We start from the raw sequence: 26,136 nt of genomic DNA, 5'->3' as shown, positions 1-26,136 counted from the left end.
AGCTCTTTGATACAATATTAAATGTGCTTAGAAGCCCGGGTGGTGGAATGGTAGACACAAGGGACTTAAAATCCCTCGAACATTGCGTTCGTGCCGGTTCAAGTCCGGCTTCGGGCACCATTTTAGTGTGGCGACATAGCCAAGTGGTAAGGCATGGGCCTGCAAAGCCTTGATTCCTCGGTTCGAATCCGAGTGTCGCCTCCATATTTAGTTTTTATCGGGAGATGGCTGAGTGGTCGAAAGCGGCGGTCTTGAAAACCGTTGAGGGTCACACCTCCGGGGGTTCGAATCCCTCTCTCCCGGCCATAATCCTCTGTTTACTCTCTTAGAGTTTTTGATTTCTCTTTTTTAATTTTGCTTATCTAGGAAAATAGGGTCACTAAAGCTATTGGCATGGATATTGCTGAAGGCATTTTTAAGAGAGACAAAGAAATTTGGATTTTCTTTTTCAAGTTCCGCAAGGAAATTTTTTGTTGCCTCTCTTGCAATAGGCGGTTTATCTGATCCTGGTCGACGTGCAGGGCAGGTGCAAGCTGGAGCTGTGGGAACATTTTGAGAGAGAACAAAATCTCTTGTTTGTCGCTCACGCACATGAATAAGAGGACGAATGACATAGAGTCCATTTTCTGCTTTGTAAATGGGTGCCATACTTCTTAAAGCTCCATTATAAGTAAGATTCATAAAAAAACTTTCTGCCGCATCATCAAGATGATGAGCAATTGCAACTTTGTTATAGTTGAGTTCAAGTGCTTGAGTATAAAGTGCTCCTCGACGCATCCTAGAGCAGAAACTACAATATGAACTTCCTTCACGTCTTTTTTCCACAATCGTATCCATAATAGTAGTGTAATAGACTTGATGATTGATTCCTTGTTCTTTGCAGAGATTCTCTAGCCAGGTATAATCTTCCCCCATACCATAATGGACAGTCATTGCAAGGTATTCAAACTTAAAAGGGGCATGACGTTTCATTCTTTCAAGCAAACAAGCCAAAAGAATAGAATCTTTTCCACCGCTTAATCCCAAAAGAACTCGGTCTCCCTCTTTAATCAGATTGTAAGCCGCATTTGTTCGTCCAACAGTGCTTAAGATTTTTTTACTGATTTCATAAGTCATTTAAATTTCTCCTTAATGGCCTCTTCATTGATAATCTGTGGATCATATTTGATACAGAGTGTATCTCCTGCTAAATAAAGATCCTCTATTCCATTAAATCTTGAAGCCTTATTTAAATCTTTAATCCCTTTTAAGAAGAGTGTTTTGCATTTTTTAGGATTTTTTAATCCTAGACCTAGAGCAAGAATCCAAAGACAAGAGATGAGTGCTATAAGTAAGGAGAGCCAAAAAATTCCAATATAATTATAAAGTACCCCCCCTAAAACTGCCCCCATAAATGAACCTAAGAATCCAAAAGTAGTAAATAATCCAAGTGCAGAGCTTCTTTGAGAAGCCCTAGGATATTTGCTTGCTAAAGATTGCATAATCGGTTCGTGAATATCAAATCCAATGAAAAATACAATGATTCCAATCACAAAAAGCCAAAGAGATTGGATGTAATCTGAGTAGAAAAAGAGTACAAAACAGAAAATAAAAGCAATAATTCCAGCAATCATCACATTTTTATAGTGTCCATATTTTTCTGCAAAAATACTTGCAGGAGCCATTGCTAAAATCCCTATTATTCCAGCAGGTGCGTAAAATTTCCATAAATCGCTCTCAGAGATTGCAAAATCTTTATGAAGCACAAGCGGGATAATGACAAAAGCCAAATTTGCAAGAGCTTTTTGCAGAAATGAACTCATATACATCATCCATAAATTTTTATCTTTAAGATAGTGTTTTAAATGTGTATCTGATAGGTAAGAGTAGGTAATTTTGGAAGATTTTGGAACCTTAAAAAGTAAAATGAGTAAAGAGAGCAAAGAGCAGAGGGCTGCAATATAAAAAAGGACATTTAGCCCAAAACTTCCCCCAATAAGAGGACCAATAAGCATTGAAAGTAAAAAACTTATAGAAATTGCACCTCCCATTATTGCCATAGCTTTTGTGCGATGTTCTTCTGGTGTAAGATCAGAAATGAGTGCACTAATTAAAGAGCTAATTGCACCCATTCCTTGAATCAACCTCCCAGCAACGAGCCAGTAGATAGTTTCACTCATCGCACAAATTAAAGATCCAATGACAAATACAATCAATCCAAAGGCAATAATGGCTCTTTTATCAAATTTATCCCCCAAGATACCAAAAGGAGTTTGGAAGATAATTTGTGTGAGTGCATATCCTCCTACTGCAAGCCCAATCATTAGGGGTGTGGCTCCAAGTGAATTGACATAAACTGCAATTGTTGGAATAACTAAAAATAAACCTAAGAATCTAAGAGCAGAAATTAGACTCAAAGGCAATGTGGATTTGAATAAACTCATAGTAATTAGACCTTAAATTTGGAGGTTTTTGACTAAAATTTCGGCATTGTATCTAAAAAAAATTGACTTTTAAGAGGGAAAAATGAAAATTATTTTAGCAAGTGCAAATGCCAAAAAAATCAAAGAAATTGAAGCAATTTTAGGGATAGAAAAGATTATGAGTTATCAAGAGCTTCTTGGAGATTTTGAGATTATTGAAGAGGGTCAAAGTTTTAGCCAAAATGCGTGGATTAAAGCAAGGACGATTGAAAACAAAATCCAGAAGTTGGAGGGAGATTATTTAGTGATTGCAGATGATAGTGGATTATGTGTTGATGCTTTAAACGGCATGCCTATGATTTATTCGGCTAGATTTGCAAATATTAAGGCAAGTTTAAAAGAGCTTAGAGAGGGAGATTTTCAAATCCCTATAAAGGGGGGAAGTGATGAGGCAAATAATCTTAAGCTATTAAGCTATTTGTCAAAAATTGGAGGAGAGAGTGATGCTAAATTTGTATGCACTTTAGCAGTGTGTGGAAGAGTGAGAGGAGAGAGAGTGGAGGGGGAATTTTATGGAGAGTTGGAAGGAAAAGTGGTGAGTGCACCTCTTAATCCTAAGGCTTTTGGATATGATCCACTCTTCATTCCCAAAGGTTATACTGTTACATTAGATAAGATCAAAGAGAAAAACACTCTTTCTCATCGATTTTATGCATTGCAAAAATTTAAAGCCTTTTATAAAGAGATTTTATGAATGCTCTTTTTGCGACATATAAGCCTGCAGGAGTGAGCAGTAATCACTTTTTAATGAAGTTAAAGAGAAAGTATCAATTTCTTAAATGCGGATATTCTGGAACGCTTGATCCTTTTGCCTCAGGACTTTTGCTTGTGGGGGTTGGAAGTTATACTAAGCTCTTTGACTATTTGGATAAGAGCATCAAATCTTATGAAACTACGCTTTGGCTAGGGGTGGAGAGTGAGAGTTTGGATATTGAGCGTATTGAGAGTGTGAAGTGTGTTAAAGAGCTAGATAGAGATAGAGTGAATGAGATCTTAAAGAGTTTTATAGGAAAAATTAAATATATACCTCCTAAGTTTAGTGCCAAGCATATTAAGGGTAAAAGAGCTTATGAATTAGCAAGAAGCGGAATAGAATTTGAATTGCAAGAGTGCGAAATGGAGATTTTTGCAATAGAATTGCTCTCCTATAATCACCCTTTTATAAGTTTTAGGGTGGAAGTGAGTGAAGGGGCATACATTAGAAGTTTGGGTGAGATGATTGCTCAGAGATTGGGAGTAAAAGGAGCTTTAAGTGCATTAAAAAGAGTGGGTGAGGGGAGTGTGAAAATAGAAAGAGAAGAGATCAAACCGCTTGATATTTTCTCTCATCTTACACCTAAAAGAATTTCTTTAGATGAATACAAATGTGATTTTAAAAATGGAAAAAAAATAAAATTAAAGAATCAAAACCTTTTAATCCATACACCTTATTTGGTTATTTTTGATGATTTTTTCTCTATAATTGAAATTAATAAAAATCAAGAAGTCAAATATCGGTTAAATAGGATGCCTAGATGCTAATCTTGTCAAGAAAAGAGGAAGAAAGTGTAGTAATTGGAGATAATATTGTGATCAAAATCATCTCTATTGATAAAGGAAATGTTAAGCTTGGGTTTGATGCTCCGCCTCAGATGTTGATTTTACGCTCTGAACTTAAGGATGCGGTTGTATGCGAAAATAAAAGAGCTACAACATTTCTTAATCAAGCACAGCTTGAGGCTATTTCTAAACACATTAAAAAATGAAAATCTTTCCCAAACTCAATATTTTTTTAAATATTCTTCCTCCACTTGAAGGAGGAATGCACCCCCTATTTTCACGTTTTGTTCTTGCTTACGGGGAACTTTATGATGAGATGGAAATTTTGGAGGGCGTAAAGAATTTTGAGATTAAAGGAGAGTTTTCTTGCCCTATGCAAGCTAATCTCATCTATAAGGCTAAAGAAGCGCTTAAGAGAGAATTTCCTATGCATTGTACTTATTTTGAAAGTTTAAGAGTGGAGGTGCAAAAAAATATTCCACAAGGTGCAGGGCTTGGAGGAGGAAGTGCGGATGCTGGAGCATTTTTATGTGAAATGGCAAGAAGGTTGCAACTTCCAAAGGATATACTCAAAAATATCGCCCCCACAATTGGCTCAGATGTGAGTTTTTTTGTCAATGAGTTTGAGAGTGCCAATGTAATGGGAAGCGGAGAGATTGTTCAAGAATTTACAGAAAATACTCATTACACCTATGAGATTTTTACTCCTGAGATTTTTTGCAATACAGCTAAAGTCTATCAAGCTTTTGACTTTCTTTTACAAAATCAAAAAATTCAAAGTGTGCCCAAAGTAGATTTTCTTAATCTCTCAAGTATTGAGCTTTTATCAAGATTTTCTCCTTTAGAGCTTAATGATCTTTTTATCCCTGCTTTAAGTCTATACCCTCAATTAGAAGTAATGAGTAAGGATTTGGGAGAGGGGTGGTTTTTTAGTGGGAGTGGGAGTAGTTTTTTTAGAGTAAAGGGATTGGGATGAAGATGATTGCTAAAAATAAAAAAGCTTTTTTTGATTATGAAATTTTAGAAAAATATGAAGCTGGCATTGTGCTTAGTGGCTCGGAGGTGAAGTCTATTAGGGCAGGGAGAGTAAATCTTAAGGATAGTTTTATAAAAATTGTCAAAGGTGAAGCATTTTTATTTCATGCACATATTTCATATCTACAAACTACTCATACATTTTTTAGACCCAATGAAACAAGAGAGAGAAAGCTTTTGCTTCATCGCAAAGAGATTGATAAATTATTAGGGAAAATCTCACAAGAGGGTTTAACTCTTGTGCCATTAGTGCTCTATTTTAATAAACATAATAGAGTAAAAGTTAGCATTGCCCTTGCTAAGGGAAAAAATCTCCACGATAAAAGAGAGACCTTGAAAAGAAAAATCTTAGATCGTGAAGCACAAATGGCTTTAAAAAAATATAGATAGGATAGACAATGAAAGAATGGATAGATTATGGAGTGCTAGGATTTTTATGCTTTTTAAGTGTAGTTGTTGTAGGCATTGCATTGGAGAGAATCTGGTTTTATGCAACAATGCGTGTGAGTGATTATGATGATAAAAGAGTGCTTGAAATGGATTTGCATAAACGCTTAACTTTAATTGCAACAATTGGCTCAAATGCTCCTTATGTAGGATTGCTTGGGACTGTAGCTGGCATTATGGTTACTTTCTTAGAGCTTGGAAGTAATGCAGATACCCAAGGCATTATGGTTGGTCTCTCTTTAGCTCTTAAGGCTACGGCAATGGGGCTTATTGTGGCTATCCCCTCAATTGTGTCTTATAATTTTTTGCTTAGAAAATCAGAGGTGATTATCAAGCAATGGGAAATCTATCATCACCCAGAGCAAAGGGGTTAGAATGAAAAAAATGGATTCAATGAATCTTGTTCCATTTATTGATATTATGCTTGTTTTGCTTGTTATTGTTTTAACAAGTGCTACATTTGTTAATACCAGTAAGGTTCCTATAGATATCCCCAAATCTCAACAAGATGGCAAAGACTTGCAAGAGATTGAGAAGAAAGAAATTGTTATTTCTATTAATAAAGGTGGGAAATTTTTTTGGGGAAATGAGCTTGTTGCATTCTCTACTTTAAGCTCAAGAGTGGCAAGTCTAGATAAAAAGACTCAAATTACTCTTAAGGGTGATAAAAAAAGTGAATTTGATGCTTTTGTGCAAGTTATGCAGCTTTTGCAAAAAAATAAATTAGATAAAGTCTATATTTTGGTGCAAGATAAAGCAAAAACTTAGACAAAAAAAGGCATAATTACCCTTTTTTATTTCTAAGAATGAAGGATTGTAGATGAAAAGAACTTATCAACCTCATAACACTCCACGCAAGAGAACACATGGTTTTCGCGTAAGAATGAAGACAAAAAATGGTCGAAAAGTGATTAATGCAAGAAGAGCAAAAGGCAGAAAGAGACTTTCAGTCTAAGCAATGATAACACTTAAAAACAAGGTAGAATTTGACTTTGTTTATAAAAATGGTAGAAGGCATTATGGGGAGTTTTTTAATCTCTATGCCCTAAGCCTTAGACATTCATTCCAAAATAAAACATTTTCTTACAAAGAAAAAAAGATTTTTAATCATTTTCTTGGACTTCCCAAAAATTTAATATTTGGTCTTAGTGTTTCTAAAAAGGTTGGAAACTCTCCACAACGTAATCTAGTTAAACGCCGTTTTCGTGGATTTTGCCGCAATTATGCACATCTTTTTCCACAAATGATTGTAGTTTTTATGGCAAAAGAAGGAGTGCAAAAAATGCCCTACGTTGAGTTTGAAACAGAGATTTTAGAGTTTTTGTCCAAGACTAGAGGGAAACATCATGCTTTGTGCATTTGATTTGTTTTTAAAAAAGATCTTTTGGATTTTTATAAGAGTGTATCAGCGATTTATCTCCCCCCTTACACCCCCTTCTTGTCGTTACCATCCTTCTTGTTCCTCATATTCTTTAATACTTTTTGAATTAACTCCTAGTTTTTATGCTCTGTTTTTCTCTATAATAAGAATTCTTAAATGCAACCAATTTTTTAAAGGTGGTTTTGACTATCCCTGTATTAGCATTTTGCTAAAAAGAGTGGAGTATAAGCCAATCAAAATTTCTTATTGGTTAATCCCTTGTAAGAGTGTTGTAACCCCTTTGTTTGTTTGCAAGCCGATTAAAATTCGAGCCTATATCATTAAGGATTTTTTATGAACCCAAATCAGGATAATTCATTTTCAATGATAAGAATGCTTGGAGCTGTGGCTCTAACATTTGCTTTTTTTAGTGCCTATTCTTATTTTTTTCCACAAGAAAAACCCACGCAAATCCAAGAGAGTAAAGCAATCCAAGCTCCTAATGTAGAAAAACAACAAATACATTCCCCCACTCAAAATTCCCCAACATCACTAAAAGCTAAAACTCCACTGCTTAGAGTATCTTCAAAAGATTTTGAAATTGAGTTTGATTCATTGGGACGGATTGAGCAAATCTATCTTAAAGACAAAAAATTTGCTAAGCCACAAAGCCAAAATCTTTTTTCTAAGCTTTTGGGTAAAAAACAACAAAATAGATCTATTGATAAAGTGCCCTTGCTTGATAGTTCACTCACTCGCCCTCTTGAAGTAAGATTTGCAGATGATCAAATCAATCAAAAAGCCTTCAGCACCGCTTATAGCACACAAACTTCAGAGATAAGCATCACTGATAAGCCTGTAAGCTTTGAACTAATCCAAAATCTTGGAAGTGAAACTTTGAAAAAAACTATCACAATTTACCCTAATCTCAGCTATGAGCTAAAAATTACTTCTAGTAATCCTATGAGTAAATTTTTTCTCACCAATGGCGCAAGACCTGTTGCAGATAGTGATGAGTATGCATTCTTAGGCACAATTTTACAAAATGGTGGGACACTTGAAAAATTTGAAAAAGATGATGTTGAAGGTGTGGAAACTTTTAAAGATGTAGCATTTTTAGCAAGTGTGGATCGCTATTTTACAACCTTGCTTTATGAAAAAAAAGGAAAATTTGAGGTTTTTGTAGATGGTAAGATTCCTTCTATTAGTCCTATTGGATTTATTTTGATTGAGGGGAGCAAAGAGTTGGGGGGATATATTGGTCCAAAAAATTATCAAGATCTCAAAACCCTTTATGCACCGCTTGGAGATGTTGTTGAGTATGGTCTAATTACATTCTTTGCTAAACCTCTTTTCTTACTTTTAGAAGTTTTGCATAATCTTTGTGGAAATTGGGGTTGGGCGATTGTATTGCTTACAATCCTTGTGCGTATCGCGCTTTTCCCGCTTAGCTATAAGGGAATGATTGGAATGCAAAAGCTCAAAGATTTAGCTCCTGAGATGAAGAGAATCCAGACTCAATATAAAGAAGATCCTCAAAAAATGCAAAAGCATATTATGGAGCTTTATAAGAAAAATGGTGCAAATCCTTTAGGAGGATGTTTGCCATTACTTCTTCAAATTCCTGTGTTTTTTGCAATCTATAAGGTTCTTTATTGTGCTGTAGAACTCAAGGCTGAGCCATGGATTTTTTGGATTCATGATCTCTCAGTGATTGATCCCTACTATATCTTACCGCTTGTAATGGGTGCAACAATGTATATTTCACAGATTATGACACCTGCAACCTATACTGATCCAATGCAAGAGAAAGTTTTTAAACTCTTACCATTATTTTTTACAATTTTCTTTATTATTTTCCCATTTCCAGCAGGTTTGGTATTGTATTGGAGTGTAAATAATGTTCTTTCTATTGTTCAACAAATTATTATTAATAGAATTGTCAAAAAACAAAAGGAATTAAAACAATGAAACGATTCAGTGCAGAGAGTGTCCAAGAAGCAATCAGTAATGCAGCAATTTATTTTGGATGCCCAAAAGAAGATATAGAATATGAAATTGCTATTGAGTCTTCAAAAGGATTTTTAGGTATTGGACGCAAAGATGCGGTGATTGTCGCTAGAAAAAGAGAAAAAGAAAATTATCCTGAGTTCAAAGAGGTATTTAAACCTCAACAAGAAGAATATACAGTAGATAAATCCTATTATGCTCAAAAAGATACTTGCACACAGATTGAAAAAAACTTCTTCCAAGAGCGTCTTACTTCCAGTCAATTATGTGATGAGATTTCACAAGAAGTTGATAAGCTTTTTGCACTCCTTCCTTATAATATTGATTCTGTTAAAGTAAGAATGGAAGCTGAAGGGATTGTAAGCATTGAGTTTAGCGGTGAAGATTGTGGGTTACTTATTGGTGAGAAGGGATATCGCTATAGCTCTATTTATCATCTTTTGGCAATTTGGCTTAAAAAAGAATATGGGATGGGATTAAGATTAGAGATTGCTGATTTTCTTAAAAATAAAGAAAAACGCATTGAGGAGTATTTAGAAGAGAATTATGATCAAATCATCTCTCGTACATTTTTCCAATCGCGCACTTTTGATCCCTTAACTGCAAATATTGCACTCAGAAGATTTCGTGAAGCTATGCCTGATAAATATATTATTATTAAACAAATCTCAGAGGTTGAGAGTGTGATTTCTATCAATGAGTTTAGAACAAAATAAGTCTACAATTGCTGCTATTAGCACACCTTTAGGTGGAGGGGCAGTAGGGATTGTGCGTTTAAGTGGCGATAAAAGTCTTGAGATTGTTAAAACCTTGAGTAAAAACTCTGCTTTCATTCCACGCTATGCCACGCTCACAACACTTTATGATAGAGAGGGTGAAATTCTTGATGAAGTGATTGTGATTTATTTTAAAGCTCCCTATAGCTATACCAGAGAAGATGTTGTTGAAATCCAATGCCATGGGGGAAATATGATGGTCAGACGAATTTTGGATGAAGTTTTGTATTTGGGGGTGAGATTGGCTCAGAGTGGAGAATTTACTAAACGAGCCTTTCTCAATGGCAGACTTGATCTCTCACAAGCTCAAGCTGTGGCAAAACTCATTGAGGCTAAAAGTATTCAAGCCCAAAAAACTCTTCTTAAACAACTCAAGGGTGAATTAAGCGTCTTTGTTGAGCAAAGTAGAGAAAGTCTTTATGAGGCATTAGCCTATAGTGAGGTGATGATTGATTATAGTGAAGAGGATATTCCAGAAGACACCCTAGATCTCCTCAATCAAAAGATTGATACGCTTTATACAAGACTTGAAAAAATCTTATTTCATTCACGCTCTAGAGTGGGAATTTTTGAGGGATTTTCTTTGTGTATTGTAGGAAAGCCCAATGTTGGAAAAAGCTCTTTACTCAATGCTTTGCTTCTTTATGATCGTGCCATTATTAGCAATATTGCAGGAACTACAAGAGATACGATTGAGGAGATGTTAAATATTGGAAGCACTCAAGTGAGATTGATTGATACTGCTGGGATTAGAGAGAGTGACGATGAAATTGAAAATATAGGGATTGCAAAGAGTAAGGAGGCAATGGAAAAAAGCGATATTATACTTGTTGTTTTTGATGGTTCAAAAGAACTTGATGATGAGGATGAGAAAATCATTGATTTGCTCAAAACTCAAGATAAAAAAAGGATTATTAGCATTTTTAATAAGAATGATTTGCCTCAAAAAGTTAGAAATTCTTTACCCTATCCCTCCTTTTGCCTCTCTGCACAAAATAAGGAGATTGATGAACTTGTGAGCTATTTGCAAGGTATTTTGCAAGAGAGTGAAAGCGATGAAATACTCCTTTGTGCAAGCAATCAGATTCAGAGCATTGAGCAAACTTTAGACTTTTTGAGTGAGGCAAAAGAAATGCTTCACAAGGGTTGTTTGGAGCTGTTCTCTTATAATATTAGAGATGCTATTGAAAGTCTTGGAAAAATCACTAGGCCCTATGAAAGCACAGATTTGCTCGATAAGATGTTCAGTGAGTTTTGTTTGGGGAAATAAAGCAAACACTATTTTTATCTTTCTTGTTTGCACCTTTATGTCTCAGTGATAAGATCTCCATATAGAATACATCTTTTGAATATAAAATTTTAAGATTTTAGTTCTTTCTTTATTCTTCTTTCTTTGAAACTATTAATTAAAATACAAAGTAAAGTTTTGAGTTGTAGGGTTAAGTTTGTTGAATTTCAGTATTAGATTTATATAATCACTGAGTTAAGGATATACCAATGATTGAAAAATTTTAAATTAAATATCTTTAGTATCAATGAGTATTTACACAATACAAAAACTAGGCAAATACAAGTTAAGGCATAACCCTAAAGTTGCTTTAAATACAATTAAATCCTATGCCTCTATCCTTAGCTATTTTTTTAAATAATATAATGATTTTCTATGTAATTTTTCTTTTTTATGGAGAGACAATTTTGTGCAGTAGAAGATTCGGAGGGGAAGGGGTGAATTTTCACACAACTTATCTGCAAATATAAGCCAAGTAATACAGAAATGAGTATAGAGGTGCATAATTTCTTGGTATAGAAAAGAGATGTATTCATAGAAAATATCCTTATAGAATCTTTAATTTAAAAAGTTAAATTTTATTAAAATCTTAAAATCCGTGAATTTGAGTGAATTGTAGAGGATTGATAAAAATTGCAGTAAGTTAATCGATATGCAAACTATAGAGTAATTTTAAATAACTTTTTGATGAAGTCTAAGGTATTGTGAGTGATTTTATTTATTTCTTGAAGATAATCTAATTTAAACAAGTAAGAGAAAATATTATGCAAGAAAAAAGATATTGATTGAAGAATCTTTGTTAGCATTTTAATTTTAGGAGGTTTGTATGCTATCAAAAGATATTCAAAAGTATTCTAAGATTCGCTATGAAGTTCGAGCTTATATGTGCTATCTCTTCTCTAGACATATTAAAAGTGGGGTTGTGATCCCGACACTTGAGCAAGTCACAAAAGAACTTGAAAAAATTGCTTTGGAAATCCAAATTTTTGATGCAATCTATATCCTTGACAATGAGGGAAACCAAGTTAGAAAACTTCATCAAGAAAGTTGTGATATCAGTAGGAGTTATCCCAATTATGCCGATAGGGCATATTTTTATGAGTGCAAGAAAGAAGGAAGATGCACTCTTACAGATCCTTATCCAAGTAAAAATGGTGGAAAGCTTGTTGTGACTGCAAGCTATCCAATTTATAATGAAAAAGGAGAGCTTGTATATATTGCTTGTATTGATGTTACATTGGATGAAGCTATTAAAATTGGTGCACCTACAAGGCTTTATGATATTTTTTCAAAAACTTCAAGTTTCGCCTATCTTGCACTCTCTTTTATGCTGTTTTGTGTTTCAGCTTTACTCTTTTTTAAGGGGGTTAATAGTTTTTGGCATGCATTGGTCAATTTTAGTAAATTGGATATTAAAGAAGTTTTTGAGGCAACAATTTTGCTTACTCTCTCCTTGGCCATTGTAGATTTGGTTAAAGCTATTTTTGAAGAAGAGGTATTGGGGCGTGACACAGGAGAAAGTCATCATGCAATCCATAAAACAATGATTAGATTTTTGGGTTCAATTATCATTGCCTTGGCGATTGAGGCATTAATGCTTGTGTTTAAGTTTAGTATCATTGAACCCGAGAAAATTCAATATACACTCTATCTTACAGGAGGGGTTGCACTCTTACTCTTTGGACTAAGTGTATATGTCAAGTTTGCCTATAGTGCAGTTAAAGATGATCGCAATTCAGGCAATGGTTAAAAGTTTTGTAAAAATAAATTGTGGCATAAGGAAGAAAAAAATCCTTAGCCTTTAGGGAGGGAATGATTTTATCTTCCCCTCCTAAAAATACATTAATCTTTACTCCACAGTTAAGCAGTTGCCCTAATTCTTCCTCTTGCCATTTAAAATAAAGCAATTCCTCTAGTTGCTCAAGTGTTCCAGCTTTGAAATATTTTTCTTCACAATGGCCACAGAGAGAAAGAAAATTTTTCATATAGTTTTGAGGATTTTTACGAAAACCTAAAAGTTGCATTTTGATAAAGGCAGTGCTTTGGGCTTGGAAAAAAGCAGGGGAGAGGAGATTGAGGGTTTGAATCCTTTTGCCCTTTTGAATACTCAATAAAGCCATTTTAAAAGCTCTAATTGCCCCATAACTAAAACCCGTGAGTGTAAAGAGATCTTGGGTGAGGGGTAAGTGAGAGAAAAGCTCCCTCTCATTTGTGAAGCAAAAACCACTAAAGTAGTGCATGAATTTGTGTAAATGTAAGGCTTTCTTTTTGCAATAGTATTTTTTGGAGAGTTTTTATCTCATCTGTATGCTCTTGTAAAAAGACATTACACTCTTGCTGTGCTTGAGATAAGAGCTTGTGATCATATTCAAAAAGCTTCTCCCCCATTCCATACTCAAGGGTGATTTTTTCACTCCACTGTTTTGCAATTTTAAGATCATTTTGAACACAGGTATAACTTTGATTGTAAAAAAATTTGAGTGCAATATAGCCAATGAGGTGAAGCTTTAGGGTATTGAGTGCTTGCTCTTGGCTTTGTATTTCTTGTTTTTCCCATATACTCTCTTCTTCTTGCAAAGAGATTTTGATAAAACCTATTTGAAATTTCAAAGCAAAGAGGGCCTTAGAGGCTTGATAGAGTGAAAGAATTTTCTTTTGTTCATTGGTAAGAAGGGGGGATTTTTTAAGTGAGAGAGTAAGCCTACTTTTAGCTCTTTGAATATCTTGCTCTTCTATAATTTTGCGCCCATCTCTAAGCATCAGTAATCCAGCTTCATTAACTAAGCTCTCAATCATAGCTCCACTAAAGCCTAAGCACTCACTTGCAATTTTTGCAATTGAAAAATTAAATTGTTTATTTTTTAAATAAAGGGTAAAAATCTCCTCCCTTTCTTTAGGGGAAGGCAAATCAATATAAATTTTTCGATCAAATCTTCCACTTCTAAGTAAGGCTGCATCAAGTGCACCCACATGATTTGTTGCTCCAAAGATAATGAGATTGGAGCTATCATTAAATCCATCCATTTCTGTAAGAAGTTGATTAAGGGTGCTTTCTCTCTCATCATTTCTTCCATTGCCTCTCTCTTTTCCCACAGAGTCAATCTCATCAATAAAGATGATTGCACTTTGGGCTTCTTTGGCTTGAGAAAAAAGTTCTTGGACTTTTTTAGCTCCTGAACCTACAAAGATTTGGGAGAAACTACTTCCACTTTGATAAAAAAATGGCACACCTGCCTCAGATGCCATTGCTTTGGCAAGCATTGTTTTTCCTACTCCTGGGGGTCCAACAAGAAGAATTCCTTTTGGCATTCTAAGTCCAAGTTTTTTATATTTGTTAGGGTTTTTAAGATAATCAAGAATTTCTTTGAGATCATTTTTGACTTCACTGATTCCTGCAAGGGAATCAAGGGTAATGCAAGAAGGGGTGAAAGAGGGAGTAATGATAGAGGTTTTACTTTCTTTTTGAGTGGGTAGAGGGATAGGAGTGGAGTGAGTAGAGAAGAGCTTATGTCTAAGCAAAAAGACAACAATTCCACTTACACATAAAAGAAATAAAATCAACACATAAGTAAGCCATCGACTTTTTTCTATGATTGGATCTTGGATTTGGGCTAGAAGAGAAGGATTTCTAAGGATTTTGTAATTTTGCCCTTGGGCTTGAAAATACAAATAATGAGCATCAACTTCAAACTTTTGAGCATTTTGTATAAGGGAGTGGAATTGGGCTTGTCCAATGGTTTGATAATAGTCTTTAAAAGAAAGAAAAAGAATCATTGCTAAAAATACGCCAACAAGAGAGATGCCTAAAATGAGTTTTTTCATCTTTCCTCCTTTAAAAAAGTTTGATTATAGTCTTTTAAAATCTCATACTCAGTAATTTGAAGCCATTGATTTTTGGGGGCTATAGGAGTGTGAATTTTTATTTTATTATAGAATTGATCCAATCCTATAGCTATGCCATCTGTATAGCTTTCTACTAAAACCTCAAGTTTTTGTTTTTGCTCTCTAAATGCAATATTTTTTTTACTAATGAGTGCTTTGAGCTGATGCAATCGCTCTTTAGCAATATTGCCATTAATTCTTGGCCCAAGTTTGCTTGAAGGTGTGCCATCTCTTGGACTATAAATAAAAGGGTGGATGTGAGTGAGTGGAAGGAGTTTTAGATGATTATAAGCCTCTTTCCATATTTCTTCACTCTCTCCAGGATGCCCTACAATATAATCACTTCCTATTGCAAAGCCTTTGGAAGCAATTTTGGACAATAAGGATAAATCACTCTCGAAACGATTGACCCTATTCATTATCTCAAGCATCGTATTATGAGAGTGTTGCAGAGCAATATGAAGATGTTTTTCTAAGAAACTCTCTCCTAAAAGCTCTAAAAACTCTTCATCAATTTGACTAGGTTCAAGTGAGCCAATACGGATACGTTTGATTCCATCAATTTTTGCAATTTCTTTAATGAGTTTGGCTACTGAAGTTTGAGTATCTTTCCCATAACTTCCCATGTTTGTTCCAGTCAGTACAATCTCTTCAATTCCATTTTGTGTTAAAAGAGAGACTTGCTTAAGGATAGAGTCTTGGGGGAGACTGCGTGCTTTTCCACGTGTAAAAGGGATAATGCAATAACTGCAAGCAAAATCACATCCTTCCTCAATCTTAATAAACGCACGACTTTTTCCTGCAAACTCACTCACAAGGGTTTGATCAATATGCTTTTCTTCAGGAGATGAGGTAAAGAAAAAAGGCTTTTTTTCTTGTAAAAGACGATTGATATTTTCCTTATGAGCGTGATCGAATACTCCACGCACCAAGGTAGAAAACTCTTTGCCTTTAGTTTTAACTCCACATCCTGTAAGATAGAGTGTTTTATCTGTTTTACTCATTTTGTTTAGATAATTTTTAACTCCACTGTCTGCACCATTGGTGACACTGCAGGAATTCACCACAATAATATCTGCCTCACTCTCTTCTTGTGTGACTTCAAAATCTTTGAGATTTTCAATCATCACCTGTGTATCAAAAACATTGGTACGACATCCAAAGGTTTTAAAATAGACTTTTAATTTCATTCTTCCTCGATATTTTAAGGATTATTTTGATGAGTGTATCTCTCCCATACCCCATCACTTCCAGTATTAATAAGTTTTGTTGTTGGGTAGGCGATTTTGATATCACTCTCTTTTGCCAAAATTTCAATAATTTCGCCACAAATATTGCTTCTAAGATTAAGTGTTGCATAGACATTGCTTTGATACCAAATAGAAATCCTCATTCCATTGGGTTCAATCATATTAAATACTCTTGGTTCAAGGCTAATACGTTTGATTGAATAATGTTCTTTAAGTCTCATCATACGCTTTTTACCGATTTCAGTATGCGATTTTGAATGCTTTCTGGCAACCTCTGTTGCAATCTCAATTGCCTTTTTATAATTGCTATCAAAAGTGACTGTAAAATCAATCCCATCCCAAACTGTGGACATTCCTCCATGCGTATAGTTTGAAATAATGGCTGTAAAAATAAGATTATTGGGGATAAGAATGATTCTTCCCGCTCTACGGGTTTCCATATAGGTATTAAGTGTTACATCTTCTAAGAGAGTGATTCTTGTCATAGAGATATCTAAAATATCTCCAACATAAGTTGTATTATCCCGATGAACGCGGATTCTGTCTCCAACATGCAATCCTCCACCAATAATAATGACAAACCAGCCCAAAAAGCTCATAAATAAATCTCGCATTGCAAAAGCAAGACCTGCTGATACAAATCCTAAGAATGTAACAAGATAGGTAATATTATTAAGGTAGCTTAAGAGTAATACAAGGGCAATAATAAAAATATTAACAAAATTGACAACCTTATTTGCAATATATAAACGCTCTTGATCAAGATATTTTTTTAAAGCAAATTTAATAGCCAAGGCAGCACAAATAATAGTTAGACAAATGATAAAAACATAAATGATTTTGATGACTTGTTGTTGAATTTGCTCATTGAGTTTGCTAATGATATCATTAGCTTTTCTGAAATATACATCTAAAGAGGTTTCTAAGATTCCTTGAGCAGACTTCAGTTCAATTTCAATATTTTGGATCTTTTGAATTTCATCAAGCAAAATAGGACGCTCATCTTTATCTTCAAGTTTAAGAAGAGTATTAAGAAGGGTTTTTTTGTCTTGGAGTGTCATAAGTGTTTCTTTAAGAGTAGCGAGGTTGTTGCGTAGAATTTTCTCTTGATTTTGAATTTGTTTAATAAAATCCTTTGCTCCTAAAATTGCAAAAGGATTAGTAACTGTGGGGATTTTTTCTATATCTTTAACTTCTATAAGTTCTTGATAAGGGTTTCCCTCAATCTCACCAAAAAATACTTTTTGGCGCTGGAGAGTTTCAAGACGATTATTGAGTATTTGGAGCTGATCACTGTTTTTTGAAGTAGGTTTTATACGTTTAATTTGCCACTCAAGTGCCTTAATTTGATTTGTGATTGAGATATATTTTGCATGATTACCGTATTTGTATATCCAGACATTTTGATCAGCATTAAGTTTAGTATCTAAAATAATCATTTCATTTTTGACTGATTTAATTTTTTCTTCTATAGTCTGATCTTTGACTTGATCTTTTGCAAATAAAAAAACAGATATCAAGCAAATATATAACCACTTCTTCATTTAAACTCCTTTAAAGTTGCCATAATTTCTTCTTTTTGAGGATAAGCAAATTCAAAACTTCCAATCTCTTTTGGAAGTATAAATTTTATTTGCTGATTTTGTGTCTTTTTATCTAAGAAAAGTGCATTAAAAAATTTGGAAATATTAGGGATCTTGTAGTGAGTAGGGAGATGATAGAGTGAGAGCAAATCAATGATATCTTGAGATTGAGAAAAGCCATTAAAAAGAGATGCCAGAGTATTGGCCATAACCATTCCCATACTGACTGCCTCCCCATGCAAATATCGCTTATAGTCTCCTTCTTGTTCAATGATATGTCCAAAGGTATGTCCATAATTAAGAGATGCCCTAAGATTGCTTTCTCTCTCATCTTCTCTTACAATATAGGCTTTAAGAGAGATGCTTTGAAAAATAACTTCTTCTAAATTTTTTTTAAGAAAATGGGGAGAAAAGAGAGAGTAAAAGAGAGAGCTATCAAAGCAAATTGCTATTTTTATTACCTCTGCAAGCCCTGAATTAAATTCTCTTTGAGATAGGGTAGAAAGAAAAGAGGGAGAGATAAAGACTTTTGAGGGTTGATGAAATAGACCAATAAGATTTTTTCCCTGTGGAGAATTGATTGCACATTTGCCCCCTACGCTTGCATCTACTTGAGCCAAAAGTGTTGTGGGGATAGAATAAAATTCAATCCCTCTCATATACAAACCGCTTGCAAGTCCAACAATATCACTCACTACTCCACCTCCTAGAGCAATCATCAAGCTTTTTCTATCAAGCTTACAAGAAATAGCGTATTCTAGGAGAGAAAAAAGCTCTTTAGCACTTTTGCTTCCCTCACCACTAGGGAGGATATAGGAAAAAACTTGTGGAGCTTTAATACGATGAAGAATATCTTGTAAATATAAAGTAGCAACAATTTCATCACTAATAAGCAATACGCTTCCTTCATGCCCAATTTCTGAAGGAAGATTAAAGAGAATATTTGAGTGGTGCAGATTAATTGTTTTCATGAGGGATGGGAATATAGATTTGAGGGAATTTATTCAAATCTGCGCTTAAGCATGTGGTATCCGTAGAAGTGAGCTTAGTGAATAGTGAATGTGTGAGGGTATGACTAAAGGGTAGGAATTGTAATGCAGGTCTTTTAAGACTTTGCAAATAAAAGATAGGATTTTTATGATTGGATTGAGTGTATTTAAAAGGAGCGTTAAAGACTGCACAAATAGATTTAAATACCTCAAAGCATTGGGTGTGATAATTTCCATCTACATCATAGTCATACATTTCAAAACTAAGTTCTAGCTGAGAAGTAATATCCAAAGCCACTGAGGCAATATTTTCTATTTCGTGTTCCCCTAAAAATACAAGAGAATCCAAACATTCTTGAATAGAGATTTGGGTGGTTTTAAAAACAGGTGAGGAAAGTTCATAAAGTTGTGCCCTATGCTCATTAAATAGGCGATGATGCAAGATTATTAATCCAATCCTTTTGGCTTTATCTAATTCAATAACCTCTCCTAAGTCCTTATTGTTATATTCAATAATGCAATGCACCTTTTGATCTTGAATACTTTTTAAATGTGCAATAAGCTCAAAACTTTTAGGATGTAAAAGTGTGATATATAATTGATTGGAATTAAGCTTTTGATGCAAAAATAGAGCTTCATCTAAATCCCTTAAAATTTCATTTTCACTCATTATATCTTCATCAAGATAGAGAAAAATATCTTTCCCAAAAGGGAGAGGAAATTGTCCAAGAGAATTTGTAATTTGGCGATAAATGTTTCCTAAAATTACAGGATCACCGATAGCTAAAAGTTTATCATTGGGTTGGATGCTTAGAGAATAAGAGCTAAGCAAAAGCTCATTTTTACGATAAATTCCTGCAATTTTCCAATCTTTTTGTGCAATAGAGCCAACTTGACGATGGCAATATGCACTCCCACTAGGCACCAAAATCTCTGCAATCTCTCCTTTTCCTAATCCAAAATCCCAAATCGTGCTTGGAGCATTGGGTAAGAAGGTTAAAAGTTTGCTACTAATAATAGAAGGGATAGAAACCTGCTCTAAAAATTCATCCTCTACCTTAAGGGCTTTTGCAGAGTTTAAAACAATGGGAACTTTTGCAAAGAGTGAGCGCAAGAGTGTATAGACTTCTTTGCGTTCATCAACATCACAGAGAATGAGAAAAAATTGATCAAATTCACCGTTAAAGGTTTTTTGAAGTTTAAAAAGTGAAGTAGGATCGGCGTAGAAGAATTTGAAATTATCAGGATAGGTTTGAGGGATGAGGTTTTGGTCTTGGGTGAGGATTGTATAGTAATTTGAGCTGTGATATTGTTCAAGGATCTTATCTAAGAAGTTCTTAGCAGTTTTTCCCTCTAAAATCAGTCCAATTTTTTTCATATTTGCTTAAAACCCCTTGGGAATGATGTTTGTAAAAGATAGAATTATACAAAATAAAATAAAAGGAATTTAATGAGGTTTGAAGTCTGCAATCAAGATTATCATGCACGTGCACTAAAACTCACATTTTCACATGGAGAGGTTTTAACGCCGATTTTTATGCCAGTAGGCACACAGGGGGTGATTAAGGGATTGGATTATATTGATGTGCAAAGTCATTTAAATGCAAAGATCATTTTAGCAAACACCTATCATCTGTATTTGCGAGTAGGGATTGAAAGGATGAAGACTTTGGGAGGATTGCACCATTTCAGTGGATATAGCGGGAATTTTTTAAGTGATAGCGGAGGGTTTCAAGCCTTTAGTTTGGGTGGAAAGAGAAAAGAAGGGGGGATTGAGTTTGCCTCTCACCTTGATGGCTCAAAGCATTTTTTTACTCCCTCTAAAGTGCTGGATATCCAATATGCGCTCAATAGCGATATTATGATGATTTTAGATGATTTAGTGGGCTTACCTGCGAATGAGAGACGAATCTTGCAATCTATTGAGCGCACAACACAATGGGCAAAGCAAAGTTTAGATTACCATGCATTGCAAAAAGCTCAAGGCAAGGCACAAACAAATCATATTTTTGCTATTGTGCAAGGAGGAGTGAGTGAGCAATATCGTACAAAAAGTGCTACAGAGCTAAGAGAGCTTAGAAGTGAAGTGGATGGGGTGACCTATGAGTATGATGGCTATGCAATAGGAGGATTGGCTGTAGGGGAGAGCAGTGAGGAGATGTATGCTACGCTTGATTTTACTCTCCCACTTCTGCCAACACATAAACCAAGGTATCTTATGGGGGTAGGGACACCTGAGAATATCATTGAGGCAATTTCTAGAGGGGTGGATATGTTTGATTGTGTGATGCCTACGCGTAATGCAAGAAATGCTACAATTTTTACAAGTTTTGGAAAACTCTCTATCAAATCTTCTCGCTACGCACTTGATGAAAATCCACTAGACAGTGAGTGTGATTGCTACACTTGCAAACATTTCTCAAGAGCCTATCTGCATCATCTCTTTAGATGTAATGAGCTCACCTATCATCGCCTAGCCACAATTCATAATCTTAAGTATTACCTTAATCTCACTCAGGGTGCAAGAGAAGCGATTATGCAAAATCGATTTAATGAATATAAAAAAGAGTTTTATGCCAAAAGAGAAATATGCAAAGATTAATGATTAAGAAAGTATTTATTTGCCCTCTTTTTTGAAATTATGGTTTTTTCATATATTTTTCAACTTTGAAAGTATTCTAATAAAGGGAATTTGCTTTAAAAAGATTGTTAAATATGAAAATAAATAGACTATAACAAACTTTATCTCAATACTGAATACTATAAAATTATATTTTATATTTCTTTAAGTTCTACACTGCATTTTGCAATTTTTTTTACTTGTCCCTCAAAGCTAATTTGCTCATTTTTAATCTCAAAAAGCAAATGTTCACCCGATGGGGGAATAAGGGTGACTTGATTATTTTTAATTTCTCCTTTTTCATAGAGTGATGCTACTACACTAGCCATCCCTGTCCCACAGGCTAAGGTGATATCTTCTACTCCACGCTCATAAGTTTTGATTTTATAGCCTTTAGGAGTGGGGAAAACAATATTGACATTACTATCATACTGAAGTCGCAAATCTTTCATAGAATGGATACAAAAGTTTTCAAACTCTTCTTCATCCTCTAGGAATTTTACTAAATGAGGTACGCCTGTATCAAAAAAATTCCAACCATTATCTTGATTGAGTGCAAAGATCTTATAAGTTCCAAGATTGCTAGAGACTCTATAAGGGAAGTTTGGATGTGTAATTTCCACTTCTATCACACCAGCACCACTTAAGAATTGATGTTTTTGTGGAGCAAGAGAATGTAAAAATGCATATAATCCCACACATCTGCTCGCATTGCCACACATTTTAGCTCTTGAACCATCACTATTATAAAAATCCCACTCATAGGCATATTGTTGATGAGGTTTAAGAATGACTAATCCATCAGCCCCAATTCCATTATGCCTATCACAAAGTTTAGTTGCAAGTTCTGAGAGATTGATTGAAGAGGGGAGAGTATGGGTAATTAAGAAGTCATTTCCACTGGCACTGTATTTTTCTAAATTAAGCATGATGATCTCCTAATTCTTTGATATAGAGATGGGACTGGGATTTGGGAATAGTTTTACTTGTAGGCAGGGAGAGAATTTCATAGCTTTTGCTTCCTGTGAGATAGACAAGCTTAATAATATCTGCAACCTTAACCTTTGCACTGCTTTTAACAACCTTACCATTCAGTAATACAACACCACTTTGACACATATCTTGTGCAACACTGCGACGTTTGAGAATATTTGTAGAATTTAAAAATTTATCAATTCTCATTAACGTATCCTTTTAGCCTGGGTTCTTGTGAGTTTGTAGATTTTTGAGGGAGAATTTTGAAAAAATCCTCTCTTATCCTCAATGATTATATCTGCTTTTTGCAAAGCAAAATCAAGAGAAAAGCAAGAGGCAGTAGGGTTTGCACTTGAGGAGTAGAGCCATTTGTAAAAATGCAAAAATCTTAAATGAAACTCATCTTTAATCACTCTAAGTGCAAGTGCATTGGGGTAGATAAAGGTTGTTTTTTTTGCTTTACGCACAAAGTTTTTGTGAATTTCTGGAATTCGTGTGAAGCTTCTTAAAGTCGCCAAGCAATCTACTTCAAGTAAAACTTTCTTTCCCTCCCTTCCTTTTGCAGAGTTGATATGCTCTGCATTTTGAGAGAGAAAGCCTACAGTTGTATCACTTTGAGCTAAAAAAAGCATCTTAGCTTCTTAGGAAATCTTGCAGCGCTTTTGCAGAATAGGGACTATTGGCTGAGAGTTCTTTAATCGCACTGCAAGCGGCTTTTGCTTCTTCAATGGTTGTAAAATAGGGCACTTGGGATTTGAGTACTTGCTGACGTAAAAGTCGTGTGTCACTTTTATTGCTTCGCTCATCACTGCTATTAATCACCATTGCAATTTGGTGGTTTGTGATAGCATCTTGAATATTTGGTCGTCCTTCGCTTACCTTTAATATAGATTCACATTCTACTCCTGCATCAGTGATTGCCTTATGTGTGCCACCTGTGGAGCAGATACTAAAGCCAAGAGAGATGAAATCTTTTGCAAGGGAGGCCGCAAAGGGCTTATCTAAATCTTGTAGAGAGATAAAAATCTTTCCGCTTGTAGGAAGTGTATTTTTACAAGCAATTTGACTTTTTGCAAAGCTAATTCCAAAATTTTGACTAATCCCCATGACTTCTCCAGTGCTTTTCATCTCAGGGCCCAAGAGGACATCCGCACCATTAAGTTTATTAAAAGGAAAGACAGATTCTTTTAAGGCAATGTGTTTAAGGGTTTTATGCTGATAGATCCCATCTTTATACTCTAAGATATTGAAGTGATCATAAAATTTAAGTGCTTCAGGAAGATTGCCTTGCACCATCACTCTTGTTGCAATTTTTGCGAGTGGCATTCCTGTGGCCTTGCTGACAAAAGGCACGGTTCGGCTTGCTCTTGGATTGACTTCAATCAGATAGATTTGATTATGGTGGATAGCATATTGCACATTCATTAATCCCACTACACCAAGTTTGAGTGCAATTTGAGTGGTGATTTTTTGGATTTGAGAGATAAGGTCATTAGAGAGTGAGAAGGGAGGGAGAGAAGAGGCACTATCACCGGAGTGTATCCCTGCTTCTTCAATATGTTGCATAATCCCCCCGATATATACATTCTCTCCATCACTAATGGCATCGATATCTAACTCAATAGCCCGATCAAGGAATTTATCTACAAGCACAGGAGAACTTTCACTCACTTTAACAGCTTCTTCCATATAGGCTCTAAGCTCTTCATCGTTGTGCACAATTCTCATTGCTCTCCCTCCTAATACATAACTTGGACGAACAAGAACAGGGAATCCAATCTTACTTGCGATACTATGGGCTTCTTCTTTATTGAATGCAATGCCATTTTGAGGCTGTTTGAGGTTGTTGGCTTCCACAAACTCTGCAAATTTCTCTCTATCTTCTGCTGTATCAATGACCTTGGCTGTGGTTCCAATGATTTTTGCACCAATTCTTGTAAGTTCTTTGGCAAGTTTAAGAGGGGTCTGTCCTCCAAAATGTACAATAATTCCATCAGGATTCTCTCTTTCAATCACACTTCTTACATGTTCAAAATCAATAGGTTCAAAGTAGAGAATATCGCTTGTATCATAATCTGTGCTCACTGTTTCAGGGTTGCAGTTATACATAATGCTTGTTATTCCCAAATCTTTGAGTGCAAAAGAGGCATGAACACAGCAGTAATCAAACTCAATCCCCTGTCCGATACGATTAGGACCCCCTCCAATAATCATCACTTTTTTCTTTTCTTCTTCTTTAATTTGAAGTTCTTGTGTGATAGGAGAGAAGCGACCAATAGAAGAGTAAAGATAGGGTGTGAGGGAAGGGAATTCTGCAGCACAAGTATCAACTTCATAATAATTTAAAGGCAGATTTAACTCTTTACGTGCTTGATAGACTTCATTTTGATTAATTTCCAATCCATCGTTTTTGTTGATAAGATAGGCAATCATTTTATCACTAAAGCCCAATGATTTGGCCTCTTGCATAAGAGAGTAGTTTTGCAGGATTTCTGTATTAATTTTTGATTCAAAGGAAGTGATTTCTTGGATTTGGGAGAGGAAATAGCGATCAATGTTGCTTAGAGAATAAATCTCTTCAAGACTTAACCCATGTCTAAACCCCTCAGCAATGTAGAGAAGTCTAGAATCATTGGGACGTCTGATCTCATGTTTGATTTTTTCTATATCTGAGCTAATGGGATTAAAACCAAAAAGACCATTTTCTAGACTACAAAGTGCTTTTTGAATACTTTCAGCAAAACTCCCTCCAATAGCCATAACTTCCCCAATGCTTTTCATGCTTGTTGTGAGGGTAGAATCTGCTGTGGGAAATTTCTCAAATGTGAAGCGTGGGATTTTGCTTACAATATAATCAATGCTTGGTTCAAAACTTGCTGTTGTCCCTGTGATATCATTTTTAATTTCATCAAGAGTAAAACCTACTGCTAGAAGTGTGGCAATTTTAGCAATAGGGTAACCTGTAGCCTTACTTGCAAGAGCAGAAGATCGTGAAACCCGTGGATTCATCTCAATAACAATCATTCTTCCACTTTGAGGATTTATGGCAAATTGGACATTGCTCCCTCCTGTATCTACGCCAATCTCTCGCAAAATTGCAAATGAGGCATCCCTCATTCTCTGATATTCTTTATCAGTTAGGGTTAGGGCGGGGGCGATAGTGATACTGTCTCCTGTATGCACACCCATAGGATCAAGATTTTCGATGGAACATACAATGATGCAATTATCATTCTTATCACGAATGACTTCCATTTCATATTCTTTCCATCCTAGAAGCGATTCTTCAATGAGAATTTCATTAATAGGTGAGGCATCTAACCCATTTTTTGCTAGAAGTTTAAATTCATCAATATTATAAGCCACACCGCTTCCACCTCCTGCAAGAGTGAAACTTGCTCGGATAATTAGAGGGAATCCAATTTCTTTGGCAGCATGAAGAGCCTCTTCTTCATTATAGGCATATCGAGATTTTGGTAAATCCATACCGATTTTGAGCATGGCTTCTTTAAAGGCTTGGCGATCCTCCCCTTTTTTAATTGCCTGTGGGTTAGCTCCTAGGAACTTCACACCTTTAAGCAATCCTTTTTCTTCCATACTCATTGCAATATTTAAGGCAGTTTGTCCTCCCATTGTAGGAAGAATGGCATCAATATTTTCTTTTTGGATAATATCGCTAAGGATTTCTTCAGTAATAGGTTCAATATAAGTTCTATCTGCAAATTCAGGATCAGTCATAATTGTAGCTGGATTGGAATTGACAAGGGTAACTTTATATCCTAACTCTTTAAGCGTTTTAGCAGCTTGAGTTCCTGAGTAGTCAAATTCACAAGCTTGTCCGATAATGATCGGTCCTGAACCAATTAGCAAAATATTTTTTATATCTTCTCGTTTTGGCATAGTCCCTCTTTGTGTGTGGA

The 26,136-nt window shown here is 35.2% G+C and carries 27 protein-coding genes and 3 tRNA genes; 18 read left to right on the top strand and 12 right to left on the bottom strand.

Translation table 11 applies throughout. The annotated features are described in order from the left end of the window. The first annotated feature begins 33 nt into the window (after positions 1–33). The 3 genes from CQA62_RS05320 (at position 34) to CQA62_RS05310 (ending at position 306) form a co-directional block, all read left to right on the top strand. Positions 34–120 (top strand) — tRNA-Leu (locus CQA62_RS05320). 9 nt (positions 121–129) lie between these two features. Then, a tRNA-Cys gene (locus CQA62_RS05315) sits at positions 130–204 on the top strand. A gap of 14 nt (positions 205–218) precedes the next feature. Beyond that, positions 219–306 (top strand) — tRNA-Ser (locus CQA62_RS05310). A gap of 42 nt (positions 307–348) precedes the next feature. Here the strand turns inward: CQA62_RS05310 and CQA62_RS05305 are convergent. Together CQA62_RS05305 and CQA62_RS05300 are read right to left on the bottom strand one after the other, a co-directional pair. After that, the gene (locus CQA62_RS05305; protein ID WP_104723354.1) at positions 349–1,116 is read right to left on the bottom strand and encodes a tRNA 2-thiocytidine biosynthesis TtcA family protein; all 768 of its coding nucleotides are present in this window, start codon (positions 1,114–1,116) and stop codon (positions 349–351) included. Continuing rightward, positions 1,113–2,423 (bottom strand): MFS transporter, encoded by a 1,311-nt coding sequence (locus tag CQA62_RS05300; RefSeq protein WP_104723352.1) that lies wholly within the window; start codon positions 2,421–2,423, stop codon positions 1,113–1,115. The genes CQA62_RS05305 and CQA62_RS05300 overlap by 4 nt, the downstream gene beginning before the upstream one ends. Before the next feature lie 82 nt (positions 2,424–2,505). On the opposite strand from CQA62_RS05300, the gene CQA62_RS05295 reads away from it, so the two are divergent. From CQA62_RS05295 to CQA62_RS05230, 14 genes are all read left to right on the top strand, one after another. Beyond that, entirely contained in the window at positions 2,506–3,156 is a 651-nt protein-coding gene (locus tag CQA62_RS05295) for a non-canonical purine NTP pyrophosphatase (RefSeq protein ID WP_104723350.1), read from the top strand. Beyond that, positions 3,153–3,983 (top strand): tRNA pseudouridine(55) synthase TruB, encoded by an 831-nt coding sequence (truB, locus tag CQA62_RS05290; protein WP_104723348.1) that lies wholly within the window; start codon positions 3,153–3,155, stop codon positions 3,981–3,983. Before CQA62_RS05295 ends, truB begins: the two co-directional genes overlap by 4 nt. After that, complete coding sequence (locus CQA62_RS05285) at positions 3,977–4,207, top strand: carbon storage regulator (RefSeq protein WP_104723346.1); 231 nt, start codon at positions 3,977–3,979, stop codon at positions 4,205–4,207. The genes truB and CQA62_RS05285 overlap by 7 nt, the downstream gene beginning before the upstream one ends. Continuing rightward, on the top strand, positions 4,204–4,977 hold the full coding sequence (locus tag CQA62_RS05280; RefSeq protein ID WP_104723344.1) for a 4-(cytidine 5'-diphospho)-2-C-methyl-D-erythritol kinase: 774 nt from the start codon (positions 4,204–4,206) through the stop codon (positions 4,975–4,977). The genes CQA62_RS05285 and CQA62_RS05280 overlap by 4 nt, the downstream gene beginning before the upstream one ends. Beyond that, positions 4,974–5,426 carry an SsrA-binding protein SmpB gene (smpB, locus tag CQA62_RS05275; RefSeq protein ID WP_104723342.1) on the top strand — a complete coding sequence of 151 codons (453 nt, stop codon included), beginning with the start codon at positions 4,974–4,976 and terminating at the stop codon, positions 5,424–5,426. Before CQA62_RS05280 ends, smpB begins: the two co-directional genes overlap by 4 nt. Before the next feature lie 8 nt (positions 5,427–5,434). Next, a complete protein-coding gene (exbB, locus tag CQA62_RS05270) occupies positions 5,435–5,857 on the top strand; it encodes a TonB-system energizer ExbB (RefSeq protein WP_104723340.1) in 423 nt (140 codons plus the stop codon). Position 5,858: 1 nt separating this feature from the next. Next, positions 5,859–6,251 (top strand): ExbD/TolR family protein, encoded by a 393-nt coding sequence (locus CQA62_RS05265; RefSeq protein ID WP_104723338.1) that lies wholly within the window; start codon positions 5,859–5,861, stop codon positions 6,249–6,251. A 52-nt stretch (positions 6,252–6,303) separates the two neighbouring features. Beyond that, positions 6,304–6,438 carry a 50S ribosomal protein L34 gene (gene rpmH, locus CQA62_RS05260; protein WP_027327788.1) on the top strand — a complete coding sequence of 45 codons (135 nt, stop codon included), beginning with the start codon at positions 6,304–6,306 and terminating at the stop codon, positions 6,436–6,438. Positions 6,439–6,441: 3 nt separating this feature from the next. Further along, positions 6,442–6,846 (top strand): ribonuclease P protein component, encoded by a 405-nt coding sequence (gene rnpA / locus CQA62_RS05255; protein WP_104723336.1) that lies wholly within the window; start codon positions 6,442–6,444, stop codon positions 6,844–6,846. Beyond that, positions 6,830–7,201: a membrane protein insertion efficiency factor YidD gene (gene yidD / locus CQA62_RS05250; RefSeq protein ID WP_104723334.1), complete on the top strand. Its 372-nt coding sequence runs from the start codon at positions 6,830–6,832 to the stop codon at positions 7,199–7,201. Before rnpA ends, yidD begins: the two co-directional genes overlap by 17 nt. Beyond that, positions 7,198–8,814, top strand: a complete 1,617-nt coding sequence (gene yidC, locus CQA62_RS05245) for a membrane protein insertase YidC (RefSeq protein ID WP_104723332.1) — start codon at positions 7,198–7,200, stop codon at positions 8,812–8,814. The genes yidD and yidC overlap by 4 nt, the downstream gene beginning before the upstream one ends. Next, positions 8,811–9,569: a Jag N-terminal domain-containing protein gene (locus tag CQA62_RS05240; protein ID WP_104723330.1), complete on the top strand. Its 759-nt coding sequence runs from the start codon at positions 8,811–8,813 to the stop codon at positions 9,567–9,569. Before yidC ends, CQA62_RS05240 begins: the two co-directional genes overlap by 4 nt. Beyond that, positions 9,550–10,899, top strand: a complete 1,350-nt coding sequence (gene mnmE, locus CQA62_RS05235) for a tRNA uridine-5-carboxymethylaminomethyl(34) synthesis GTPase MnmE (RefSeq protein WP_104723328.1) — start codon at positions 9,550–9,552, stop codon at positions 10,897–10,899. The genes CQA62_RS05240 and mnmE overlap by 20 nt, the downstream gene beginning before the upstream one ends. A gap of 844 nt (positions 10,900–11,743) precedes the next feature. Continuing rightward, positions 11,744–12,667, top strand: a complete 924-nt coding sequence (locus CQA62_RS05230) for a PDC sensor domain-containing protein (protein ID WP_104723326.1) — start codon at positions 11,744–11,746, stop codon at positions 12,665–12,667. Here the strand turns inward: CQA62_RS05230 and bioV are convergent. From bioV to CQA62_RS05200, 6 genes are read right to left on the bottom strand one after another with little or no spacing between them, the layout of a single operon-like run. Then, positions 12,636–13,157 (bottom strand): pimelyl-ACP methyl ester esterase BioV, encoded by a 522-nt coding sequence (gene bioV / locus CQA62_RS05225; protein WP_104723324.1) that lies wholly within the window; start codon positions 13,155–13,157, stop codon positions 12,636–12,638. The genes CQA62_RS05230 and bioV overlap by 32 nt on opposite strands. Further along, the gene (locus CQA62_RS05220) at positions 13,144–14,739 is read right to left on the bottom strand and encodes an AAA family ATPase (protein ID WP_104723322.1); all 1,596 of its coding nucleotides are present in this window, start codon (positions 14,737–14,739) and stop codon (positions 13,144–13,146) included. The genes bioV and CQA62_RS05220 overlap by 14 nt, the downstream gene beginning before the upstream one ends. Continuing rightward, positions 14,736–15,989 (bottom strand): tRNA (N(6)-L-threonylcarbamoyladenosine(37)-C(2))-methylthiotransferase MtaB, encoded by a 1,254-nt coding sequence (gene mtaB, locus CQA62_RS05215; RefSeq protein ID WP_104723320.1) that lies wholly within the window; start codon positions 15,987–15,989, stop codon positions 14,736–14,738. The genes CQA62_RS05220 and mtaB overlap by 4 nt, the downstream gene beginning before the upstream one ends. A 14-nt stretch (positions 15,990–16,003) precedes the next feature. Beyond that, on the bottom strand, positions 16,004–17,593 hold the full coding sequence (locus CQA62_RS05210; RefSeq protein WP_104723318.1) for a mechanosensitive ion channel domain-containing protein: 1,590 nt from the start codon (positions 17,591–17,593) through the stop codon (positions 16,004–16,006). Next, the gene (gene aroB / locus CQA62_RS05205; protein WP_104723316.1) at positions 17,590–18,603 is read right to left on the bottom strand and encodes a 3-dehydroquinate synthase; all 1,014 of its coding nucleotides are present in this window, start codon (positions 18,601–18,603) and stop codon (positions 17,590–17,592) included. The genes CQA62_RS05210 and aroB overlap by 4 nt, the downstream gene beginning before the upstream one ends. Continuing rightward, on the bottom strand, positions 18,590–19,999 hold the full coding sequence (locus CQA62_RS05200) for a potassium transporter TrkA (RefSeq protein ID WP_104723314.1): 1,410 nt from the start codon (positions 19,997–19,999) through the stop codon (positions 18,590–18,592). Before CQA62_RS05200 ends, aroB begins: the two co-directional genes overlap by 14 nt. Positions 20,000–20,071: 72 nt before the next feature. Here CQA62_RS05200 and tgt point away from each other — a divergent pair, with 72 nt between their 5' ends. Then, positions 20,072–21,223, top strand: coding sequence for a tRNA guanosine(34) transglycosylase Tgt (tgt, locus tag CQA62_RS05195; protein ID WP_104723312.1), 1,152 nt, complete (start codon positions 20,072–20,074; stop codon positions 21,221–21,223). Positions 21,224–21,396: 173 nt separating this feature from the next. Here the strand turns inward: tgt and dapF are convergent, their stop codons facing one another. The 4 genes from dapF to carB are packed head-to-tail and all read right to left on the bottom strand — an operon-like array spanning position 21,397 to position 26,116. Beyond that, positions 21,397–22,170 (bottom strand): diaminopimelate epimerase, encoded by a 774-nt coding sequence (gene dapF / locus CQA62_RS05190; protein ID WP_104723310.1) that lies wholly within the window; start codon positions 22,168–22,170, stop codon positions 21,397–21,399. Further along, a complete protein-coding gene (locus CQA62_RS05185; protein WP_104723308.1) occupies positions 22,163–22,423 on the bottom strand; it encodes an RNA-binding S4 domain-containing protein in 261 nt (86 codons plus the stop codon). The genes dapF and CQA62_RS05185 overlap by 8 nt, the downstream gene beginning before the upstream one ends. Beyond that, positions 22,423–22,848: a Sua5 YciO YrdC YwlC family protein gene (locus CQA62_RS05180; RefSeq protein ID WP_104723306.1), complete on the bottom strand. Its 426-nt coding sequence runs from the start codon at positions 22,846–22,848 to the stop codon at positions 22,423–22,425. Before CQA62_RS05180 ends, CQA62_RS05185 begins: the two co-directional genes overlap by 1 nt. Position 22,849: 1 nt before the next feature. Further along, a complete protein-coding gene (gene carB, locus CQA62_RS05175) occupies positions 22,850–26,116 on the bottom strand; it encodes a carbamoyl-phosphate synthase large subunit (protein ID WP_104723304.1) in 3,267 nt (1,088 codons plus the stop codon). Between the last annotated feature and the right edge of the window lie 20 nt (positions 26,117–26,136).

The organism is Helicobacter cholecystus (genome assembly GCF_003364215.1).
Taxonomy (GTDB): domain Bacteria; phylum Campylobacterota; class Campylobacteria; order Campylobacterales; family Helicobacteraceae; genus Helicobacter_G; species Helicobacter_G cholecystus.
The sequence above is the reverse complement of the archived record's forward strand: the minus strand, read 5'-3'. Positions and strand labels throughout refer to the sequence as shown.

What these genes read in the sequence shown, in the direction of transcription:
- CQA62_RS05305 (WP_104723354.1), bottom strand. Translation starts at nt 1,116, where the DNA reads ATGACTTATGAAATCAGTAAAAAAATCTTAAGCACTGTTGGACGAACA.
- CQA62_RS05300 (WP_104723352.1), bottom strand. Translation starts at nt 2,423, where the DNA reads ATGAGTTTATTCAAATCCACATTGCCTTTGAGTCTAATTTCTGCTCTT.
- CQA62_RS05295 (WP_104723350.1), top strand. Translation starts at nt 2,506, where the DNA reads ATGAAAATTATTTTAGCAAGTGCAAATGCCAAAAAAATCAAAGAAATT.
- truB (WP_104723348.1), top strand. Translation starts at nt 3,153, where the DNA reads ATGAATGCTCTTTTTGCGACATATAAGCCTGCAGGAGTGAGCAGTAAT.
- CQA62_RS05285 (WP_104723346.1), top strand. Translation starts at nt 3,977, where the DNA reads ATGCTAATCTTGTCAAGAAAAGAGGAAGAAAGTGTAGTAATTGGAGAT.
- CQA62_RS05280 (WP_104723344.1), top strand. Translation starts at nt 4,204, where the DNA reads ATGAAAATCTTTCCCAAACTCAATATTTTTTTAAATATTCTTCCTCCA.
- smpB (WP_104723342.1), top strand. Translation starts at nt 4,974, where the DNA reads ATGAAGATGATTGCTAAAAATAAAAAAGCTTTTTTTGATTATGAAATT.
- exbB (WP_104723340.1), top strand. Translation starts at nt 5,435, where the DNA reads ATGAAAGAATGGATAGATTATGGAGTGCTAGGATTTTTATGCTTTTTA.
- CQA62_RS05265 (WP_104723338.1), top strand. Translation starts at nt 5,859, where the DNA reads ATGAAAAAAATGGATTCAATGAATCTTGTTCCATTTATTGATATTATG.
- rpmH (WP_027327788.1), top strand. Translation starts at nt 6,304, where the DNA reads ATGAAAAGAACTTATCAACCTCATAACACTCCACGCAAGAGAACACAT.
- rnpA (WP_104723336.1), top strand. Translation starts at nt 6,442, where the DNA reads ATGATAACACTTAAAAACAAGGTAGAATTTGACTTTGTTTATAAAAAT.
- yidD (WP_104723334.1), top strand. Translation starts at nt 6,830, where the DNA reads ATGCTTTGTGCATTTGATTTGTTTTTAAAAAAGATCTTTTGGATTTTT.
- yidC (WP_104723332.1), top strand. Translation starts at nt 7,198, where the DNA reads ATGAACCCAAATCAGGATAATTCATTTTCAATGATAAGAATGCTTGGA.
- CQA62_RS05240 (WP_104723330.1), top strand. Translation starts at nt 8,811, where the DNA reads ATGAAACGATTCAGTGCAGAGAGTGTCCAAGAAGCAATCAGTAATGCA.
- mnmE (WP_104723328.1), top strand. Translation starts at nt 9,550, where the DNA reads ATGAGTTTAGAACAAAATAAGTCTACAATTGCTGCTATTAGCACACCT.
- CQA62_RS05230 (WP_104723326.1), top strand. Translation starts at nt 11,744, where the DNA reads ATGCTATCAAAAGATATTCAAAAGTATTCTAAGATTCGCTATGAAGTT.
- bioV (WP_104723324.1), bottom strand. Translation starts at nt 13,157, where the DNA reads ATGCACTACTTTAGTGGTTTTTGCTTCACAAATGAGAGGGAGCTTTTC.
- CQA62_RS05220 (WP_104723322.1), bottom strand. Translation starts at nt 14,739, where the DNA reads ATGAAAAAACTCATTTTAGGCATCTCTCTTGTTGGCGTATTTTTAGCA.
- mtaB (WP_104723320.1), bottom strand. Translation starts at nt 15,989, where the DNA reads ATGAAATTAAAAGTCTATTTTAAAACCTTTGGATGTCGTACCAATGTT.
- CQA62_RS05210 (WP_104723318.1), bottom strand. Translation starts at nt 17,593, where the DNA reads ATGAAGAAGTGGTTATATATTTGCTTGATATCTGTTTTTTTATTTGCA.
- aroB (WP_104723316.1), bottom strand. Translation starts at nt 18,603, where the DNA reads ATGAAAACAATTAATCTGCACCACTCAAATATTCTCTTTAATCTTCCT.
- CQA62_RS05200 (WP_104723314.1), bottom strand. Translation starts at nt 19,999, where the DNA reads ATGAAAAAAATTGGACTGATTTTAGAGGGAAAAACTGCTAAGAACTTC.
- tgt (WP_104723312.1), top strand. Translation starts at nt 20,072, where the DNA reads ATGAGGTTTGAAGTCTGCAATCAAGATTATCATGCACGTGCACTAAAA.
- dapF (WP_104723310.1), bottom strand. Translation starts at nt 22,170, where the DNA reads ATGCTTAATTTAGAAAAATACAGTGCCAGTGGAAATGACTTCTTAATT.
- CQA62_RS05185 (WP_104723308.1), bottom strand. Translation starts at nt 22,423, where the DNA reads ATGAGAATTGATAAATTTTTAAATTCTACAAATATTCTCAAACGTCGC.
- CQA62_RS05180 (WP_104723306.1), bottom strand. Translation starts at nt 22,848, where the DNA reads ATGCTTTTTTTAGCTCAAAGTGATACAACTGTAGGCTTTCTCTCTCAA.
- carB (WP_104723304.1), bottom strand. Translation starts at nt 26,116, where the DNA reads ATGCCAAAACGAGAAGATATAAAAAATATTTTGCTAATTGGTTCAGGA.